Below are 17,228 nucleotides of genomic sequence, written 5' to 3' on the forward strand. Positions count from 1 at the left end.
CACGTGTCTGATCCTGCACGACCGACAAATTGCCGAGACGTGACCGGGTGGGCTGCCAGGTGGGCCGCTTAACGGCTGAACTTGCCCTTCAGCGCGTCCGCGAAGGCGTTGCCCGACCCGCCGCCGGTTGGGGCCGACGAAGTGGGCAGCGGCTTTGCCTCTTTCGGGCGCGGCGCGTCGCGGGGCTCGGACGCCCTGTCCTTCGCCGCCTCGCGCCCTGCCCCATCCGTGCGCATCGTCAGGCCGATGCGCTTGCGCGGCACGTCGACCTCGACCACCCGTACCTTGACCACGTCACCGGCCTTCACCACGTCATGTGGGTCCTTGACGAAACGGTCGGCCAGCTGGCTGACATGCACCAGCCCGTCCTGATGGACACCGATATCGACGAAGGCGCCGAAGGCGGCCACGTTGGTGACGGTGCCCTCGAGCATCATGCCGGGCTTCAGGTCCTTTATGTCCTCGACCCCGTCAGCAAATGTTGCGGTCTTGAGGGACGGGCGCGGGTCGCGGCCCGGTTTCTCCAGTTCGGCCAGGATGTCCTTGACCGTCGGCAGTCCGAAGCGGTCGTCGGTGAAACTCTTCGGCTCCAGCCGCCGCAACGGTGCGGGGTCGGCCATCAGGCTCCTCAGATCGCGGCCACAGGCGGCGACGATCTTGCGGGCCACGTCATAGGCTTCGGGGTGGACTGCGGAGGCATCGAGCGGCTCCTTGCCGCCGGGAATGCGCAGAAAGCCCGCTGCCTGCTCGAAGGCCTTGGGCCCCAGACGCGGGACCTTCAGAAGGTCGCGCCGGGTGGCGAAGGCCCCGTTCGCATCGCGCCAGCCGACAATCGCGTCGGCCAGCCCCTGCCCCACCCCCGACACGCGCGCCAGCAGCGGCGCGGAGGCAGTGTTGAGGTCCACCCCCACGGCGTTCACCGCATCCTCGACGACCGCTTCCAGAGATTTCCCCAGCCGGTGCTGATCCACGTCGTGCTGATATTGTCCGACGCCGATCGACTTCGGTTCGATCTTCACCAGCTCCGCCAGCGGGTCCTGCAGGCGGCGGGCGATCGAGACTGCGCCGCGCAAGGACACGTCGAGCCCCGGGAACTCGGCCGCGGCGAGCGGCGAGGCCGAATAGACCGAGGCCCCCGCCTCGCTCACGATCACCTTGACCGGCTTCTTGCCTGTCCCGGGCAGGACACCGAGCAGGTCCGCCACCATCTTCTCGGTCTCGCGACTGGCCGTGCCGTTGCCGATGGCGATCAGCTCCACCCCATGCTTGCGGATCAGCTGCGCCAGTTCCACTTGCGCGCCCCTCAAGTCGTTCTTCGGCTGGAACGGATAGACCGTCGCGGTGTCGAGCAGCTTGCCCGTCGCGTCGATCACCGCGACCTTCACGCCGGTGCGGATGCCGGGATCGAGGCCCATCGTCGCCTTGCCGCCGGCGGGTGCCGCCAGGAGCAAGTCCTTGAGGTTTCTGGCAAAGACGCGGATCGCCTCTTCCTCGGCCCGCTCGCGCATCTCGGCCATCAGGTCGAGCGTCAGCGAGGTGCGGAGCTTCACCCGCCAGGTCCAGGCCGCTGAATCTTTCAGCCAGAGGTCGGCCGCCCCCCGCCCCGTCGCCTGCAGGGCGGCGCTCGCCATCCGCTCAGCCGGGCTTTCGCCGCGCGGCGCGTCAGGGTCGATGGCAAGGTCGAGCGACAGGACCCCCTCGTTCCGTCCGCGCAGCATGGCGAGCACCCGATGCGAGGGCGCGGTCGCCCAGGGTTCCGAATGCGCGAAGTAGTCCGAGAACTTGGCTCCCTCTGCCTCCTTCCCCTCGACCACGGTCGCAGTCAGCCGCGCCTCCTTCTTCATGTGCGCGCGGAGCCGACCCAGCAGATCGGCGTTCTCGGCAAGCCCCTCGGCGATGATGTCGCGTGCGCCTTCCAGTGCGGACTTCACATCCGGCACCACCTCGGAGAGATAGCCCGCCGCCAGCGCCTGCGGATCGGCGGCGCGGTCGACCAGGATCGCCTCGGCGAGCGGCCCGAGTCCGTTCTCGCGCGCTATCATCGCCTTGGTGCGGCGCTTCGGCTTGTAAGGAAGGTAGATGTCCTCGAGCTCTGCCTTGGTCTCGGCCTTGGCAATCGCCGCCTCCAGCTCTGCCGTCAGCTTACCCTGCTCGGAAATCGAAGCGAGAATAGCCGCCCGCCGCGCCTCGCGCTCGCGCAGGTAGTCCAGCCGCTCGGCCAGGGTGCGGAGCTGGGTATCGTCCAGCCCCCCAGTCGCCTCTTTCCGGTAGCGCGCGATGAACGGCACCGTCGCGCCCTCGTCCAGCAGCGCCACCGCCTGCCCAACCTGATCCGGCCGCGCGCCGATCTCGGACGCGATGGTCAGGGTAATGCGGCGGGCGGGGTCGATGGTCATGGGTACGGCTCCTGTCGTCGGGAGGGTGGTTATATCCGGTCGGATGACGGAGGCCAGAGCCTTGGCGATCATCTGACCGGATCAACCCGTGACCGAAGGCAGATGGATTATCAGCGCGGGTCCATGGTAGCTATGCACGCGACCGGAAGAATAGCCTATCGAGAGAATGCGACGGACGGAATGAGCGACCAGACCCTGTCTATCAGACATCAACTCGTCCGCGTCGTTCTGCGAAAAGCTCTCCTGCGAGCGGATGGAGCCCCGCGCGCTTTCTCTCGCCTGATCGTGTTCCGGTCTGACGCGCTCCCCCGCATTCCGTTCTTAAGAACGATCTTCCGCAAGAATGGATTGCCCCGGCGCTACCTCGACCAACAAACACGCGATTTTCTCGAGTCCGCCCTCCTGACCCGGTGGATCAATGAGTTCGACAGCCCTCGGCCTGACGAGATCGAGGCCATCGCCACGTCTGTCGGGCTCAAGGAACCGGGCACGCTGCTGGTTGAATTGGACGATGAAACGATCGCCGATCCCACTGCCCTGTCGGAGGCACTGGCGCGTTCCGGAAAGTGGCAACCTGCAGTCCGGTTGTTGCCAGATCGGCCCGTCACTGAAACCGAGCATCGGAGATTGCTGGACGCATTCGGATCGCAGGCGCTTGCTCCACTCGAAATCGGGGCGTTGCCTGACAGACTGGTCATCCTCTTGAAGGGGGCTCTACCGCGCGCCTACGGCCCGTTTCACCTCCTTTCCGCGCTCCACCGCAACGGGTCCGCGCTCGCATACGGTGACGAGGCCTCATTGCTGCGGGATGGGACGGAGTCCGAGCATTGGTTCAAGCCGCCCCGGCACTCGCCGCTTCTGGCACGCCAAGGCAACCTGTTGGGCCGGATGGTTGCGGTCGATCTCGGTCGTGTGCCGAACCGACAGGAGTTAGCTCGCGACCTGCTTGCTCCGACGGCCGACCGGCGGCGCATTCTCGCCGAACTCGCGTTCGCCTTGCATGACGAGCAGGTAAGCCACGTTCCCAGACTTTGCCTTGTCAACACCCGCCCCGCGGCGCCCCTTCTCGCCCTGCCGAGCTTCCCCTTGCCGGAGCCCTTGCCGCTGGTCTCGATCATCATTCCCACACGGAATGCCTGGCCGCTTCTGTCGCGCTGCCTCGCCTCGCTCGACCAGACAGACTGGCCACAGGACCGTCTGGAAATCATCGTCGTCGATAACGGCTCGACCGACCTCGACTGTCTTGAGGGCCTGAAGACGCGAGAATCTGCGGGACGGATCCGCCTGATCCGCCATGACGAGAAATTCAACTATTCCCGGATCAACAATATCGCCGCCCGCCAAGCGCGCGGAGAAATCCTGGTTCTTCTCAATAACGACACCGAGGCCCTACGCCCGGACTGGCTGAAAGCCATGGCGAAACTTGCCCTGCAGGATGGTGTCGGCGCAGTGGGACCGAAGCTCTTGTACGAAGACCGCACGGTCCAGCATGCCGGTGTCGTTCTGGGCATGCATGGTGGCGCTGTGCACGAGTTCGTAGGCCTTGCCGAAGACGAAGGCGGGTATCAAGGCCTGGCCTTGGCGACGAGAGAGGTCAGTGCCGTCACGGCAGCCTGCCTCGCCATCCGGCGTGAGGTTTTCGAGTGTGTCGGTGGCCTGAATGAAAGCTTCGAGGTTGCATTCAATGATGTCGTTCTTTGCTGCGATCTGCTGGCGGCAGGATACCGGAACATCTACCTCGCCGAGCCACTGTTCCTGCATCTAGAAAGCAAGACGCGCGGGTCGAATACAACCCCAGAGAAACTGAAACGCGAACAGGATGAATGCCGGCGTGCGATCGCGATCTACCCGGAGCTTTTCACAACCGACCCCTACTACTCGACCAACCTGTCGCTCGATGTCTTCTTCAGACCTGCTTTTCCTCCGCGCAGAGTCCGCGCCTGACGACTTTCGGTCGCACCCTTAGAGGTTTTGGCGGCACTGTTTAGTGACCCAACATCAGATCGACTCTTGCCCCGAAAGCACCAGCGTCGAGGTTGTAGGAAGCCTTGTAGGCGTCGTGGGTACTTCCGATGGTCGATGTCGGGCTGACGAACAGATAGCGCAGGTCGATCCCGACCACCCGCGCCAGGTTAGAGTATGCGCAAAATCCGCTGTACTGCGGCAGAATCCAGGTGAGCGCCCGGGTTCCCGGCTGGCAGAACAGTGTATTCGCGAATGCCGCCCCAGAAGGCCCAATCAGAAACTCGGACTGCAAGTATGTCTCGACCTGTTCCCTGAACGTCATCGTCTCCGGAAAGACGACCTCGAATCCACGATCCGCCGCGATGGCAATTAGATCGTCCTGATTGTAACTGCGCAGCGCGTTGGACCTTGCCAAAAAGAGCCGGCGCGTCGGTTTGGTCTCTGCGAGGCCAAGACGATCGATCATTGCCTTGCGGAACGCTCGAAGGACGACGTCATGTTGACTGTAGTCCTTTGGCGAGGGCCAGTAGCCGGCCTGCATGTTCATCGGCCCGCGAACGGGCGGATCGATGAACACCAGATTATCAACTCTGGTTAGAGTTTCGTTGCTCAGCAGCACAACGCTACGGTCACCAGCAAACAACTGGAGTGCATCGCCAAAAGTCGTAATGCTGCGCACGTGTTCTGGAACAAGCAGAGGGAAACCGAGGTATTGCTTCGGAAGACTCTCAGCAAGGAACGCTGCTGGAAGGATCTCGATAAGCCAATGGTACCAGTTGGTTGCCCCTGCACCGAATACTCCGATGCCGGAATGGACGGCTTCCGTACGCGACTCCAGAACCTCCGCCAGACCAGCGGCGTGGCGAAGCAGGAAGCGATTGTCGCTAACCTGCATATGTGCGTGTTCCGTATAGAGCGGCGGGACAGCAAGCCTGTTGTCGGCCATTATCGCAGAACTTATCCCGCAAACAGTCGCGTTGTGGACACGTCGAGCGCAGATATCCGGCAAAGTCCCTTGGTACATTGAGCTAGTGTCGGTGTCAGCATCCGGCGCGACAGAAACATAAGGCGTAGCCGAAGCCAGAATAGCGACATGTTGGCCAACCGACTCGTACGACTCTAGTGGCAGGAACATTCGGCCCGAGGCCAATCGATTGAGCAGCACGGGCGCCTTGCGGACGACAGACTTCGCATTCCCGCGTTTGGACAAGTAAAGAAATAGTTGCTCGGCCAGCCTATCCCGTTTGCGGGCTAACTTTGCGGCCTTTTTTTTGTACTTTCTTACGATCCAGTTGTCCGTCAAAATCGACCCTTAGCCTTACATCAAGAATACAGCCATGCCGCGACCCAACTCGCCGTACCCGCTTGCACGTGTGACGCTGACCAACAGTTGTCAAGTCCGCTGAAACCAATGGCGCAGAGGCAGAACGCGCCTTGCGCCAAGATGGACTCAATCCAGTGTTTTCTTTCGTCTTTAGTCGAGAATGGCGTGATCACGGCGTCTCAAGGAAGAACATGGATCGGAGTGCTACGGGCGCAGATGGCTTATGCATACAAACGATATCACGGACGCGCCGGGTTTCCCTTGACAGTCACTCCCGGCGGGACGTCGCGCGTAACGACTGATCCAGCACCGATCATGGCACCTCGCCCGATCGTAATTCCTGGTAGAAGGACCGCACCTGCGCCGATGGATGCACCTTCCTGAACGACAGTCTTCTCGAATGGTCGGGAGTAGTCCTTGCTGCGGGGATAGCGATCATTGCTGAACGTGACGTTCGGACCGATGAACACATCGTCTTCTATGACGATACCGTCCCAGAGTTGAACCCCGCACTTGATCGTCACCCGATTGCCGATAATGACGTCGTTCTCAATGAAGCAGTGCGAACAGACGTTGACCCCCGCCCCAATCCTTGCGCCGGCAAGAACAACAACAAACTGCCAGATCCGGGTGCCTTCTCCGACAACCGCCGTGGCAACATCTGCTGAAGGATGGATGAAAGCCGGTTTGCCCAAGCTTTGCGTCATTCGGTTTGTCCTCATGCCTTTCAACCAAGCGCCGATATCGCGGTTTGAAGGTCAGATGTCTACTGACACGCCCTTCATGCGGTAAAAGAATGCGCGCAACCGCCGACGGCCTGGCGTCCGCCGCCAGAAACGAACTTGCGCCGGACCAAGCTCGGGCACGACCTCTGGCCTTTCCTCCTCCGCTGGAGCAGGGGCTTTCTCCGTGGGAGCAGGGGCTTTTGGTTCCTCGAAGAACGGTTCCAGGGCCAAGTCATTCAAGCGAAAGCGTGGATAGGGATCCAGCGTTGGAGTATCAAAGTCCATATCCGCGAAGCGCCGAAGCGAAACCTTCGAGTCATTGTGAGTTTCGAAATATTCCCGCGCAGAGCGCGAGAGATCGGAAAGCCTGGAGGCATCCATCGCAGAAAGCGCGGCAAGGAAGTCCCCTGGCGTATACCAGTTCGGCTGGTTGGGGTCGGAGAAGTCACCCGCCTCCGGCAAACCGGGCAGGCTGGACCGATGATTAAGGCTGGGAATGCCACAACTCATCACCTCGATACCTATCCGCGCCGAACATATCGGGAAGGGCGCAATGAAGACGTCCACCCCCTCTTCAACAAGGCTATGCCCAAAATCCGCGGCCCAAGGAATGTGGACGAACCGATCTTCGGGAACTCCTGCGTGAGCGAGCCGTTCGACGAAAGTCGCCTTCGCATCGTCCGACAGAGGCCCGTAATGGATATGACGCAGATCAAGAGCCTCAAGCGCCTCCGCCACCAGATCAAAGTAGGAATACCGGTAGTCCGACTCGATCTTATAGGCCCTCGCAGCCGCCGAGGCGGTGGTCAGGATTCCGTTTCGCAAGGGGACGTACGGGTTGGTCGCCAGCCGGTCCGTGAAGAAAGGGGCAAGCAGCGCAAGTCGGGATGCAGGAATTACCGGTGCAAGCCCGGACGCCTGACTGTTGGTCTTCGTAACAATCGTATCGATACTGCTGGAATGGACCCCGAGGGAAAGACCGTGGTCATAGACAAAGTCGAACACGAGTCGACGTGCAAGCCCACGTTGCATAGCTGCAAGGCCCACGACGTCATGATGGGTGATAAACGGATAAAGGCGGTCCGGTGCCAGTTGCTCAACAATGTCGATCGCATCTGCTATGCGCTCGACAGTTCCTTTTGAGATGTCAAGCTGCCTGTAAGTAATCTCCGGATCGCCGAAATGGGTAAGGACGATCTCCTGGTCGGTTGCGATCCGGCCAGTGCTTATGATGTCGACCTTCATCCCGCAATCAAGCAAGCCCCGAACGATTTCCTTTATCTCGCGGAAGATGCCGCCTCCGTTCGGAACGAAGCCTGATACCAGCAGGACCGCACGGTTCGCGTCGTACTGTCGATCCTTTACGCGGAATCCTTTCCTCTGAAGCAGCGCCTGACCGATGGTCTCCATGGTAGCATCGACATCCGGCAACGAATACGTGCCTTGAAAGGCGACGGCGCGGATATCAGGCCTGAAGATCTTGGCCGCGGTCTTCTCACAGGACTGAGCGAGCGTCTCCAACGGGATGTAGCTTGTCTGAGGTGCGGCTCCGGACTCGACGTGCAGCCGCGCCAGGCTTTCGTTCCACTCTATCCTGGTAGTCAATGCCTTGGCCTCAGGACGCTCTGGATCGATGACAACCAAGTCCTGAAGGTCGCGCAGGATCGCAATATTCAGTTCCGCCCGGGCAAGTGGTTGCAGACTAGACCAAATCCCCTCGCCGTGAATGTTGTAAACACTCATCACTTGCTTCAGCACATAGACCGACTTCCGCCAGCGGAAGGCATGGTAGAAAAAGAAGGCCGTATCGCCGCGCATCGTGTCGCGCTCGAAGTACTCCGGCAGGCCATCTGGAAGTCGGCGGAACAGATAACTTGACGTATGGCAATAGAACCGTCCACGATAGCACCCTGCGTAGTCATACACGACGTCGGCCGAGATGCCCGGAGTGACCCGTACTTGGTTGTCTGGCTGCAGAAACAGCGTGTTGTGACCGACTGCGAAGCAGTCGCTGCGGGCTTGCAGTATGTCGACTTGGCGCTGCAGTTTATCCCAGTTTGAGAACACGTCATCCGCGTCAAGGATGTGAACATATATTCCTCTGGCGGCGTTATACGCTCGCCGGACAGAAAACCCCTTACCCCTGTTCACATCATTCTGAAGCACGGTAAGCCGGGCATCGTTTTGCGCGTAGCTGCAAGCGACTTCAAAAGTGGCATCCGACGAACGGTCATCGACAACAATCACTTCGATCGGAAAGTCGACCTTTTGCAGCAGAACGGACTCGATCGCTCCGGAAATATGCAACTCTTCGTTGAATGCGGGAATGATGACCGAAACGAGCGGGCTCACGGATGTCATTGTTACCTCAGGACTTTGCTTAATCCCCAGAGAAATCATCAAGGGGACGAGGGGCAGGTTTTCTGCGGCCTCTGATCGCGGCCTCCGATGCTGGGTTTGAGGGTATTTGTCAAGCGCGCATCCCCCCCGATTATCGGGTATGTCGGGTAATCTGCACAGAAGCCAAGATGGTCTTTGGCTGCGCGCATTCTACTCCAAGCCATGCCGACGTCGCCATCGCATCCATCGGCGTTGTCTTCCATCCTATGGAGTTAGGTCCAAAGAAGGGTCGACCGACAATCGCCTTTTTTCATTGAACGCGGCCGAGGTCGGCAGTCCGCAGTTCGCGATAACCTCTTCTGAACCTGCGGTTAATGCGCCTGTACTTCAGATAGGCGGTGATCGGGTTGCGGCGCAGGTGTCTCGCGAACACAGCGAAGGAACAGGACAGGGCATCATGATCCGTCACCACGGCAGCCAATTGCTTCTCCATTTCGGCGACGAGGCCTTCTGCATTCGCCACCTCCACGCGCCGTGCATCCGCGATGCGTTGTGTCAACGTTGCGCGTTCACGAATCAGGCTTCTGATACGGGCAAGACGGTAACTGTCAAAATCGACATGGGCAGCATCGAAGGTGCTGAGGCCCATCCCCACGCGATACCTAACCAGTGCCTCGGGGACGAAAGCTACTCTATTCAAGAGCGCCGCACGAAATCCGAGGATCAGGTCTTCATAGCAATCGCGAATGGGCAGCGGACCGAAAGTGTCAAAAAGAGCGCGTCGCCATGCTCCTGTTGCTCCAATGTACAGACTCATGGAGAGGGAACTGCCCGACAACGTCCAGTCTCTGATTAAGAGAATACCGGGCCGGATGGCGCGGTCGAAGGTCTCGGTGTCAGCCGCATCGCCGATCGGCACCACGTCGGAATGTGCCAGTAACGCACCGGTTCGCGCGAACACCTCGCATAGCGTCTGGGCACGATGAGGAAACGATAAGTCGTCGGCCGCGGCAATGATTACGGGATCCCCCGAGGTCAACTCCATTACACGGTTGATATGTGCGCAAATCCCGAGGTTTGCGGAGTTGCGATTGATCGATACACGGTGAGGACCAGCATATCCCGCTACGGCGGCTTCGATCCGAGCAAATGTACCATCCGTAGAGGCATCGTCGGAAATCAGAATCTCGAGCGGCTCTCCAACCTGCGCAAGAACTGCCCTCACGGCTCCTTCGACAAAAGCCTGCTGATTGTAGGCCAGAAGCACAAAGGTGGCCGTCATGATGGTAGCACGCTCCCTCGCTCAAGCCGTACTCCAGAGCGCGACCGCGTGACAACCATCTGATCGCGAAGACGGGCGAAAGGAAAACTCACAGACCCGCGGCGGCTATCTCATTGACTGCGGCTATGACGGCATCCTGCATCTCGTCCGACATAGCCGGTCCCATGGGCAGACTCAGTACCTGCCGCGCCAGTTCCTCCGCTATAGGATAGGAGCCTTCCTCCTTTGCCAACATCGCATAGGCATCCTGACGATGCGGGGGGATTGGGTAATGGATCAAGGTTGCGATCCCTCGCGCGGTGAGGGCGGCCTGCACTTTCTCCCGGTGCGCACAGCGGACCACACTCAGGTGCCAAACCGGCTCCATGACCTGCGAAACCCTCTGGACCTTCATCAAGTCCGCCGGAAGCTCCGCTGTGTAACGCGCCTGAATGGCGCGCCGTCGGTCGTTCCAGGCATCCAGATGCGTCAGTTTCACGCGCAAAGCCGCGGCATGAATTGGGTCAAGACGGCTATTGTAGCCTTGCACCTCGTTCTTGTACTTCTGCCGGGATCCGTAGTTGCCAAGGAGGCGGACCTGCGCGGCAAGGTCTGCGTCGTCAGTCGTGATCGCGCCCCCATCGCCAAATGCGCCAAGGTTCTTGCCTGGATAGAAACTCCAGCACACGATATCGCCATGGGCGCCGATGCGCCGGCCACCATAGCGAGCGCCATGAGCCTGCGCCGCGTCCTCGATCACCCGCAAGCCGTGGCGCTTTGCGATTTCAAGCAAAGGATCCAGATCCGCCGGAACTCCGTACAGATGTACCGGGATGATGGCACGGGTCTTGCTGGTCAGGGCATCTTCTACGCGACGAGGATCGATCGTGTGAGTTTTTGGATCTGGCTCGACAGGAACAATCGTTGCCCCGACCTGCGACACGGCGAGCCAGGTTGCGATGAAGGTGTTCGATGGCACGATCACTTCATCACCTGGACCAATACCCGAGGCACGCAGCGACAGGACAAGCGCATCAAGACCGCTCGCAACGCCGACGCAATGGCGGGCCTCGCAATAGGCCGCGAACTCTGCCTCGAAAGCCTCAACTTCCGCCCCGAGGATATACCAGCCGGAGTCAAGCACACGAAGAACCGCAGCGTCGATTTCCGGCTTGAGGCTCGCATAGCTGGCACGGACATCCAGAAATGGAACGATCATCTCAATTGTGCTCCCGCCTTCTGGAAGATGTCATAGTCGCGATAGTAGTCGCTCTCGTCATAGTGGTGCGACGCGAGCACAAGGCAAACCGCGCCGGAAGAGAAATTGTCGAGTTCCCGCCAGACCATTGGGCGGATAATTAGCCCTTGGAATGGCCGGTTCAGCGTGACGCGGACTTCGCTGAGCCCATCGTCAAGACGCACATCGAAGCTGCCGGAAATCGCGATCAGGAGTTGACTGAGAGCCTTGTGGGCATGTCCGCCTCGCTCCGCACCGGCAGGAACATCGTAAAGGTAGTACACCCGCTCGATATCGAAATCGATGTGGCTGTTGGCCTCGATGAAGCTCAGGTTTCCTCGAGGATCCGTGATCTTCGGGATATCGACGAGCTGGCAACCACGAAAGAAGGTTATTCTGGTTTCCAAACCGGGCATCGCGCTACTCCACCTTGGCTCCCGAACAAAAACCTCTTCGCACAAGCCCCCATTGGTGGCAACGGGGGTCCTGAGATTGGCTCACGCTCAGTCCTCTAGTGCGTCGATGAGCTTGCTGACCTTTGTGGTCAGCATCGCGAGATCGACGCCGGCCCTCGCCTCGACGTTCAGCCGCAGCAGCGGCTCTGTGTTCGACCGACGCAGGTTCAGCCGCCATTCACTAAAGGCCAGCGACAGCCCATCCATTTCGTCCCGCTCGGGCCGTAACGGAGCCAGTGCGGCCTCGACACGCGCGATCGCCGCGCCGGGATCGTCGAGGCGGAAGTTGATCTCGCCGGACGAGGGGAAGGCTGTCATGCGGTCAGCGACCAGGTCCGACAGGCTGCGCCCTGTGCGGCCCATGAGTTCCGCTACGAGCAGCCACGGGATCATGCCGGAGTCGCAGGACATGAAATCGCGGAAGTAATGATGCGCCGACATCTCGCCGCCATAGACCGCGCCGGTGTCGCGCAGGGCCTGCTTGAGAAAGGCATGGCCCGTCCGCGCCTGCACGGCGATACCCCCTCCCCGCGCGACCACATCGCGGGTGTTCCAGATCACGCGGGGGTCATGGATGATCGTCGCACCCGGTTCCTTGGCGAGAAAGACCTCGGCCAGCAGGCCCACGATGTACTCGCCCGGGATGAAGCGGCCCGTATGGTCGAACAGGAAGCAGCGGTCGAAGTCGCCATCCCAGGCAACGCCCATATCTGCGCCAGCTGCCACCACGGCCTCGGCCGTCACGGGCTGGTTTTCCGGCAGAAGCGGGTTCGGGATACCGTTCGGGAAACTGCCGTCGGGCTCGTGATGGAGGCGCACAAAGGTTAGCGGTGCATTCCGGGCTTGCAGCGCGGCGGCGATCGCGTCGAAGGTCGGCCCGGCCGCGCCGTTGCCGGCATTGACCAGGATGGTCAGCGGCCGCAGCGCTGCGATATCGACAAAGGACAGGACCCGCTCGACATAGGCCGCGCGCGCGCCCTCGGCGGGAACGACGCGGCCGCCCGCGTGCGACGGCAGCTCAGGCCCTTCTGCCAAAGCCTTTATCGCGGCGAGGCCCGTGGCGGTGTCGAGCGGCGCCGATCCTTTTCGCACCAGCTTCATGCCGTTGTAATCCATCGGATTGTGCGAGGCCGTCACCTCGATCCCGCCATCCGCGCCGAAATGAGTCACGGCGAAATACATCTCCTCCGTGCCGCACAGGCCGAGGTCCAGCACCTCGACTCCACCCGCCACCAGCCCCTCGACACAAGCGGCCATCAGGGACTCGGACGAGGCGCGGCAGTCACGGCCGATTACGACCCGCTCTGCCCCCAGCCCCTCGGCGAAGGCGCGGCCGATGCGACGGGCGATATCCTCGTTCAACTCGGAACCGAGCCGCCCGCGGATGTCATAGGCCTTGAAGCAGGTGAGAGTGGTCATCGACGGCTCCGGTCGCAGACGGGATTTTTCAAGCGGTGACCATGGATCGGCGGTGCGGTCAAGGCGGCTTGTCATCGACGCAGGCTGCGGCGAAAATCGCGCGTGATCCGCTCGATGGAAAGTGACGACATGCCAAATCTCTATCCGGTCCTGCTGTGCGGTGGCTCCGGCACCCGGCTCTGGCCCCTGTCGCGCAAGTCCTTCCCCAAGCAGTTCGTGCGCCTGACCGGCGAAGAGACGCTGTTCCAGTCGGCGGCGCGGCGGTTGTCAGGGCCGGGTGTCGCCGCGCCGATGGTCATCACCAACGCCGATTTCCGCTTCATCGTGACCGAACAACTGGCCGAGGCCGGGGTCGATCCCGGTCCGATCCTGATCGAGCCCGCACCACGCAACACCGCACCGGCGATCCTGTCGGCGATCCTCTACCTTGCCGAGCGTGACCCCGAGGCGCTGTTCCTCGTGATGCCTTCGGACCATGTCATTCCCGACAGCGATGCCTTCAACGCGGCCGTCCGGGCGGGCATGGCCGCGGCGGAAGCCGGCGCGATCGTGACCTTCGGCATCCGCCCGACCCGCGCCGAAACCGGCTATGGCTGGCTTGAGCTGTCGCACCTGCCCGAAGGGGGAACACCCCGGCCGATCCCGCTGAAACGCTTCGTCGAAAAGCCGAAAGCCGCCGCGGCCGAGCAGATGCTGGCCGATGGCCGCTACTTGTGGAACGCCGGCATCTTCCTCATGTCGGTGAAGGCGGCGCTCGCGGCTTTCGAGGCCCATGCCCCATCGATGTTGCCCCCGGTCCGGCGAGCGGTGGAGGAGGCGAAATCCGATCTCGGTTTCCTTCGGCTGGCGGCAGATCCATGGTCTGAGGCCGAGGAAATTTCGATCGACTACGCGATCATGGAGCGCGCGGCGAACCTGCAGGTCGTGCCCTTCGGCGGCGAATGGTCCGATCTCGGCGACTGGGCCTCGGTCTGGCGCGAGGGCGAACAGGACGCGGCAGGCAACGGCACGCATGGCCCCGTTACCGTCATGGGCTGCGAAGGCACGCTGTTGCGCGCGCAATCCGAAGCGCAGGAACTCGTAGGCATCGGCCTGAAGGATCTCGTCGTCATCGCCATGCCCGATGCGGTGCTGGTGGCCGACCGCTCCCGCGCGCAGGACGTGAAGGAGGCGGTCGCGGTCCTCAAGGCAAAGGGCGTCAAGCAGGCCGAGACCCTGCCCCGCGACCACCGCCCCTGGGGCTGGTTCGAGACGCTGGCGCTGTCAGACCGCTTTCAGGTCAAGCGCATCACCGTCCATCCAGGCGCGGCGCTATCGCTGCAAAGCCACATGCATCGGTCCGAGCACTGGATCGTCGTCTCCGGCACTGCACGGGTAACCGTGAATGACGAGGTGAAACTCCTGTCGGAGAACCAGTCGGTCTACATCCCGCTCGGCGCCAAGCACCGGATGGAAAACCCCGGCAAGGTGCCGATGGTCCTGATCGAGGTGCAGACCGGCACTTACCTCGGCGAGGATGACATCATCCGCTACGACGACGTCTATGCCCGCGGTCAGGGGGCGAAGGGGTGAGTGGCGCGCAGCGTCCCGGCATGGCATAGGTCGGACATGGGAACCGTCCTTGCCAGCTACCTCATCAACCTGCCTCGCTCGTCCGACCGTCGGGAGCGGATGGAGACACAACTGGCCGGTCTTGGCCTGCCCTACACACTGATCCCCGGTGTCGATGGCCGGGCCGAGTGGGACCGACTGAAGGGCGATCTCGACGAAGCGGCCTTTGTCGCCCATGTAGGCCGCCCGGTGCTGCCGGGCGAGATCGGGGCCTATCACGCCCATCTGAATGTCTGGCGGGCCTTTGTCGCCTCGGGTGCCGAGGTGGCGCTGGTGATGGAGGATGACGTGGTCTTCCATCCCGACTTTCGCGCGGCGCTTGATGCGGCGCTGTCGATCCGGGGCGACTGGGATTTCCTGAAGCTGAACAAGATCCGCGCCAAGCAGCCGATAGCCCAAGGCACGATCGGGCAATGGCAGCTCAACGCCTATCTTGGCCCGGCGACCGGGCTTGGCGCCTATCTCATCCGGCGAAGCCTGGCGGTAAGGCTCTTGCCCGCGATGCTGCCGATCACCCGGCCGATCGACCACGAACTGGACCGCATTGCCGCCCATGACTTCCGCCATTTCGGGCTGGAACCGTTCCCTAGCCATGTCGATGACGGCAACGAAAGCACGATCACCGGAACCAGCTTTGCGGCGGTGAAGAAATTCCCCTGGTACCGGCGCCTGCCGATGTATGGCACGCGTTGGCGCAACCAGTTCGGCAAGCTGTTCTGGCTTTTGCGCAAGGGGCGGCTTTTCCCTCGCCGCACGGCCCTTCAGCCGGGCAGCCGTCCGCCGTTCTCGACCCAGTAATCGGCGATCCACTTCACCTGGCCGTGGCCCATATGCGGAAAGCGGTCCCAGAAGCCGGCCTTGGGGTTCAGCAGGTCGGCGGGGCGTGGCTCGCCGTGGAAGGCCAGAACCTTTGCGTCCTTCGGCGGCAGCTTCGGCGGCAGGAACAGGTCCAGCCCGATCGGCTGGCGCAGGTGGCGCTTGAAGCTGATGACCCAGCCCGCAGGCCAGTAGTCCATCGACGAGGCCGTTGCGCCGACCCATTCCTGTTCGATCACGTACTCATCCGCCGCCTTCTGCGGGGCGGCAAGGAAGCGGTCGAGGATCTGCGCCTCCTGCCCGAGGTTGAAGGCGAACAGGCAGGTGCCGGGGGCGGGCTTGGCCTTGCCCGTGGGGTTCGGCCGCCAATCGTCGCCCATGTCGGTGGTCACGAAAGCTGACGGATAGTCGAAGAAGGCATCGAGATTGCCGCAGATCACCATGTCGAGGTCGATGAACAGCGCGCGTCCGGTCAGCCCGTACAGGTCGGCGGCATAGATCACGACCTTCTTCCACTGACCGCTGCGCTCCATCCCCTCTGACAGCTTGAGCTCGGGGATGGGGAAGGTCTCGATCCCGTCGAAAAGCCCTTTTGAATCATCGGTAAGGCAGACGAACCTGAAGTCGCCCGTCAGGTTATTCCGGCAAGCGGAATACAGGACATTCACGTAATCCGCGGGGTAGAGGGTGCCCCATTTCATGCAGAGGATGACGCGGTCCTGTCCCCTCACGGCCATGCCCCCCAGGTGTCGCGCAGGTATTCGACGGCAAGGCGATCGGCAGCCTCACGCCCGACGCCGTCCTCGACGTGGTGGGTCAGGGCGGCGACCTTGTCGAAATAGCTGTTGGCATAGACCGGGCGCGGCAAGCCATTGACCCAGACCTTGAAACCGTTCGAGTAAGCCATGCCCGACAGCCAGACATCGTCCACCGTCCAGACCACCGGCGGAATATCCCAGGTGGCGGCGGGAAAGGCATCGACCGGGATGAGAGCGCCGAGGAAGCCTTCAAAGACGTCGGCATAGCCCGAGCTGGCATAGATCTTCCGCGGCGGGTGCCAGAAATTCAGCGACGCGATCCGGCGCAGACGATAGCCGAGCGTCCGTCCCCGATCCGGCGCCAGTTCGGCCCGCGGCTGCTCTGCGGCCGTCCGCGTGATGCCGAAGCGGTCGGTGATGTTCCAGCCGCGTTCGCAGACGATGTCGTCCGGCCGTTCCTTCCGCCCTGCGACGAAGCGTGCGACCCAGCCACGGTCCTGGATGCGGTCGTCGTCGCACAGGAGAAGGTCGGTCTCCGTCCCCTTCCAGCGGGCGGCAGCTGGCAGCACCTTGCTGGCGGGGCCGTAATCGACATCGTCCTCGACCACCTCCACCCAGTCGGGGAGCGACGGCAGTGCCGGTCGGGCACCGGGGAAACGGCGGTATTCCTTCGGAACATGCAGTTCCACGCGGTCCGGCCTGACCGTCTGGTTTCCGATCGAGGCCAGCTTGCGCGGCAGGTTCGCATAGCGCGGCGGTATGCTGGTGAGGGTGACGACGATCTGTCTCTTGGCCATGGAACCATCCGGAACGGGGATCGCCCGCTGATAGCCCGTTCCCGCCGCCGAGGAAAGACTGACCGCTGGCGGGACTTGACGCCGACCGTCCCTCAGCGCGACACCATTGCCTGCAAACCTTGGG

Annotated in this window: 13 protein-coding genes; 3 read left to right on the forward strand and 10 right to left on the reverse strand. The window is 62.0% G+C overall.

Annotated features, from left to right (window positions below):
- Positions 1-68 precede the first annotated feature (68 nt).
- Positions 69-2,396, reverse strand: coding sequence for a Tex family protein (locus tag L0V05_RS07015; protein WP_234869405.1), 2,328 nt, complete (start codon positions 2,394-2,396; stop codon positions 69-71).
- A gap of 348 nt (positions 2,397-2,744) precedes the next feature.
- Here L0V05_RS07015 and L0V05_RS07020 point away from each other — a divergent pair, with 348 nt between their 5' ends.
- Positions 2,745-4,340 (forward strand): glycosyltransferase family 2 protein, encoded by a 1,596-nt coding sequence (locus tag L0V05_RS07020; RefSeq protein ID WP_234869406.1) that lies wholly within the window; start codon positions 2,745-2,747, stop codon positions 4,338-4,340.
- A gap of 40 nt (positions 4,341-4,380) precedes the next feature.
- On the opposite strand, the gene L0V05_RS07025 is transcribed toward L0V05_RS07020, so the two are convergent.
- The 7 genes from L0V05_RS07025 to L0V05_RS07055 form a co-directional block, all read right to left on the reverse strand.
- A complete protein-coding gene (locus L0V05_RS07025; RefSeq protein ID WP_234869407.1) occupies positions 4,381-5,307 on the reverse strand; it encodes a glycosyltransferase family 61 protein in 927 nt (308 codons plus the stop codon).
- Positions 5,308-5,924: 617 nt separating this feature from the next.
- A complete protein-coding gene (locus L0V05_RS07030) occupies positions 5,925-6,392 on the reverse strand; it encodes an acyltransferase (protein ID WP_234869408.1) in 468 nt (155 codons plus the stop codon).
- A 51-nt stretch (positions 6,393-6,443) separates the two neighbouring features.
- Complete coding sequence (locus L0V05_RS07035) at positions 6,444-8,771, reverse strand: glycosyltransferase family 2 protein (protein WP_234869409.1); 2,328 nt, start codon at positions 8,769-8,771, stop codon at positions 6,444-6,446.
- 289 nt (positions 8,772-9,060) lie between these two features.
- The gene (locus L0V05_RS07040; protein ID WP_234869410.1) at positions 9,061-10,032 is read right to left on the reverse strand and encodes a glycosyltransferase; all 972 of its coding nucleotides are present in this window, start codon (positions 10,030-10,032) and stop codon (positions 9,061-9,063) included.
- 88 nt (positions 10,033-10,120) lie between these two features.
- The gene (locus L0V05_RS07045; RefSeq protein ID WP_234869411.1) at positions 10,121-11,230 is read right to left on the reverse strand and encodes a DegT/DnrJ/EryC1/StrS family aminotransferase; all 1,110 of its coding nucleotides are present in this window, start codon (positions 11,228-11,230) and stop codon (positions 10,121-10,123) included.
- Positions 11,227-11,664 carry a sugar 3,4-ketoisomerase gene (locus L0V05_RS07050; protein ID WP_234869412.1) on the reverse strand — a complete coding sequence of 146 codons (438 nt, stop codon included), beginning with the start codon at positions 11,662-11,664 and terminating at the stop codon, positions 11,227-11,229. Before L0V05_RS07050 ends, L0V05_RS07045 begins: the two co-directional genes overlap by 4 nt.
- A gap of 87 nt (positions 11,665-11,751) precedes the next feature.
- Positions 11,752-13,122 carry a phosphohexomutase domain-containing protein gene (locus L0V05_RS07055; protein ID WP_234869413.1) on the reverse strand — a complete coding sequence of 457 codons (1,371 nt, stop codon included), beginning with the start codon at positions 13,120-13,122 and terminating at the stop codon, positions 11,752-11,754.
- A 129-nt stretch (positions 13,123-13,251) separates the two neighbouring features.
- On the opposite strand from L0V05_RS07055, the gene L0V05_RS07060 reads away from it, so the two are divergent.
- The gene (locus L0V05_RS07060; protein ID WP_234869414.1) at positions 13,252-14,694 is read left to right on the forward strand and encodes a mannose-1-phosphate guanylyltransferase/mannose-6-phosphate isomerase; all 1,443 of its coding nucleotides are present in this window, start codon (positions 13,252-13,254) and stop codon (positions 14,692-14,694) included.
- Positions 14,695-15,531, forward strand: coding sequence for a glycosyltransferase family 25 protein (locus L0V05_RS07065; RefSeq protein ID WP_234869415.1), 837 nt, complete (start codon positions 14,695-14,697; stop codon positions 15,529-15,531).
- On the opposite strand, the gene L0V05_RS07070 is transcribed toward L0V05_RS07065, so the two are convergent.
- A complete protein-coding gene (locus L0V05_RS07070; RefSeq protein WP_234869416.1) occupies positions 15,495-16,280 on the reverse strand; it encodes a hypothetical protein in 786 nt (261 codons plus the stop codon). The two genes, L0V05_RS07065 and L0V05_RS07070, sit on opposite strands and share 37 nt — an antisense overlap.
- The gene (locus L0V05_RS07075) at positions 16,277-17,104 is read right to left on the reverse strand and encodes a glycosyltransferase family 2 protein (RefSeq protein WP_234869417.1); all 828 of its coding nucleotides are present in this window, start codon (positions 17,102-17,104) and stop codon (positions 16,277-16,279) included. The genes L0V05_RS07070 and L0V05_RS07075 overlap by 4 nt, the downstream gene beginning before the upstream one ends.
- Positions 17,105-17,228 lie beyond the last annotated feature (124 nt).

The organism is Alitabrizicola rongguiensis (assembly GCF_021491355.1).
Lineage (GTDB): Bacteria > Pseudomonadota > Alphaproteobacteria > Rhodobacterales > Rhodobacteraceae > Aliitabrizicola > Aliitabrizicola rongguiensis.

Bases quoted from the DNA above. Each gene is read 5' to 3' on its own strand.
- L0V05_RS07055 (WP_234869413.1), bottom strand. From the start codon at position 13,122: ATGACCACTCTCACCTGCTTCAAGGCCTATGACATCCGCGGGCGGCTC.
- L0V05_RS07025 (WP_234869407.1), bottom strand. From the start codon at position 5,307: ATGGCCGACAACAGGCTTGCTGTCCCGCCGCTCTATACGGAACACGCA.
- L0V05_RS07050 (WP_234869412.1), bottom strand. From the start codon at position 11,664: ATGCCCGGTTTGGAAACCAGAATAACCTTCTTTCGTGGTTGCCAGCTC.
- L0V05_RS07035 (WP_234869409.1), bottom strand. From the start codon at position 8,771: ATGACATCCGTGAGCCCGCTCGTTTCGGTCATCATTCCCGCATTCAAC.
- L0V05_RS07015 (WP_234869405.1), bottom strand. From the start codon at position 2,396: ATGACCATCGACCCCGCCCGCCGCATTACCCTGACCATCGCGTCCGAG.
- L0V05_RS07030 (WP_234869408.1), bottom strand. From the start codon at position 6,392: ATGACGCAAAGCTTGGGCAAACCGGCTTTCATCCATCCTTCAGCAGAT.
- L0V05_RS07045 (WP_234869411.1), bottom strand. From the start codon at position 11,230: ATGATCGTTCCATTTCTGGATGTCCGTGCCAGCTATGCGAGCCTCAAG.
- L0V05_RS07075 (WP_234869417.1), bottom strand. From the start codon at position 17,104: ATGGCCAAGAGACAGATCGTCGTCACCCTCACCAGCATACCGCCGCGC.
- L0V05_RS07060 (WP_234869414.1), top strand. From the start codon at position 13,252: ATGCCAAATCTCTATCCGGTCCTGCTGTGCGGTGGCTCCGGCACCCGG.
- L0V05_RS07040 (WP_234869410.1), bottom strand. From the start codon at position 10,032: ATGACGGCCACCTTTGTGCTTCTGGCCTACAATCAGCAGGCTTTTGTC.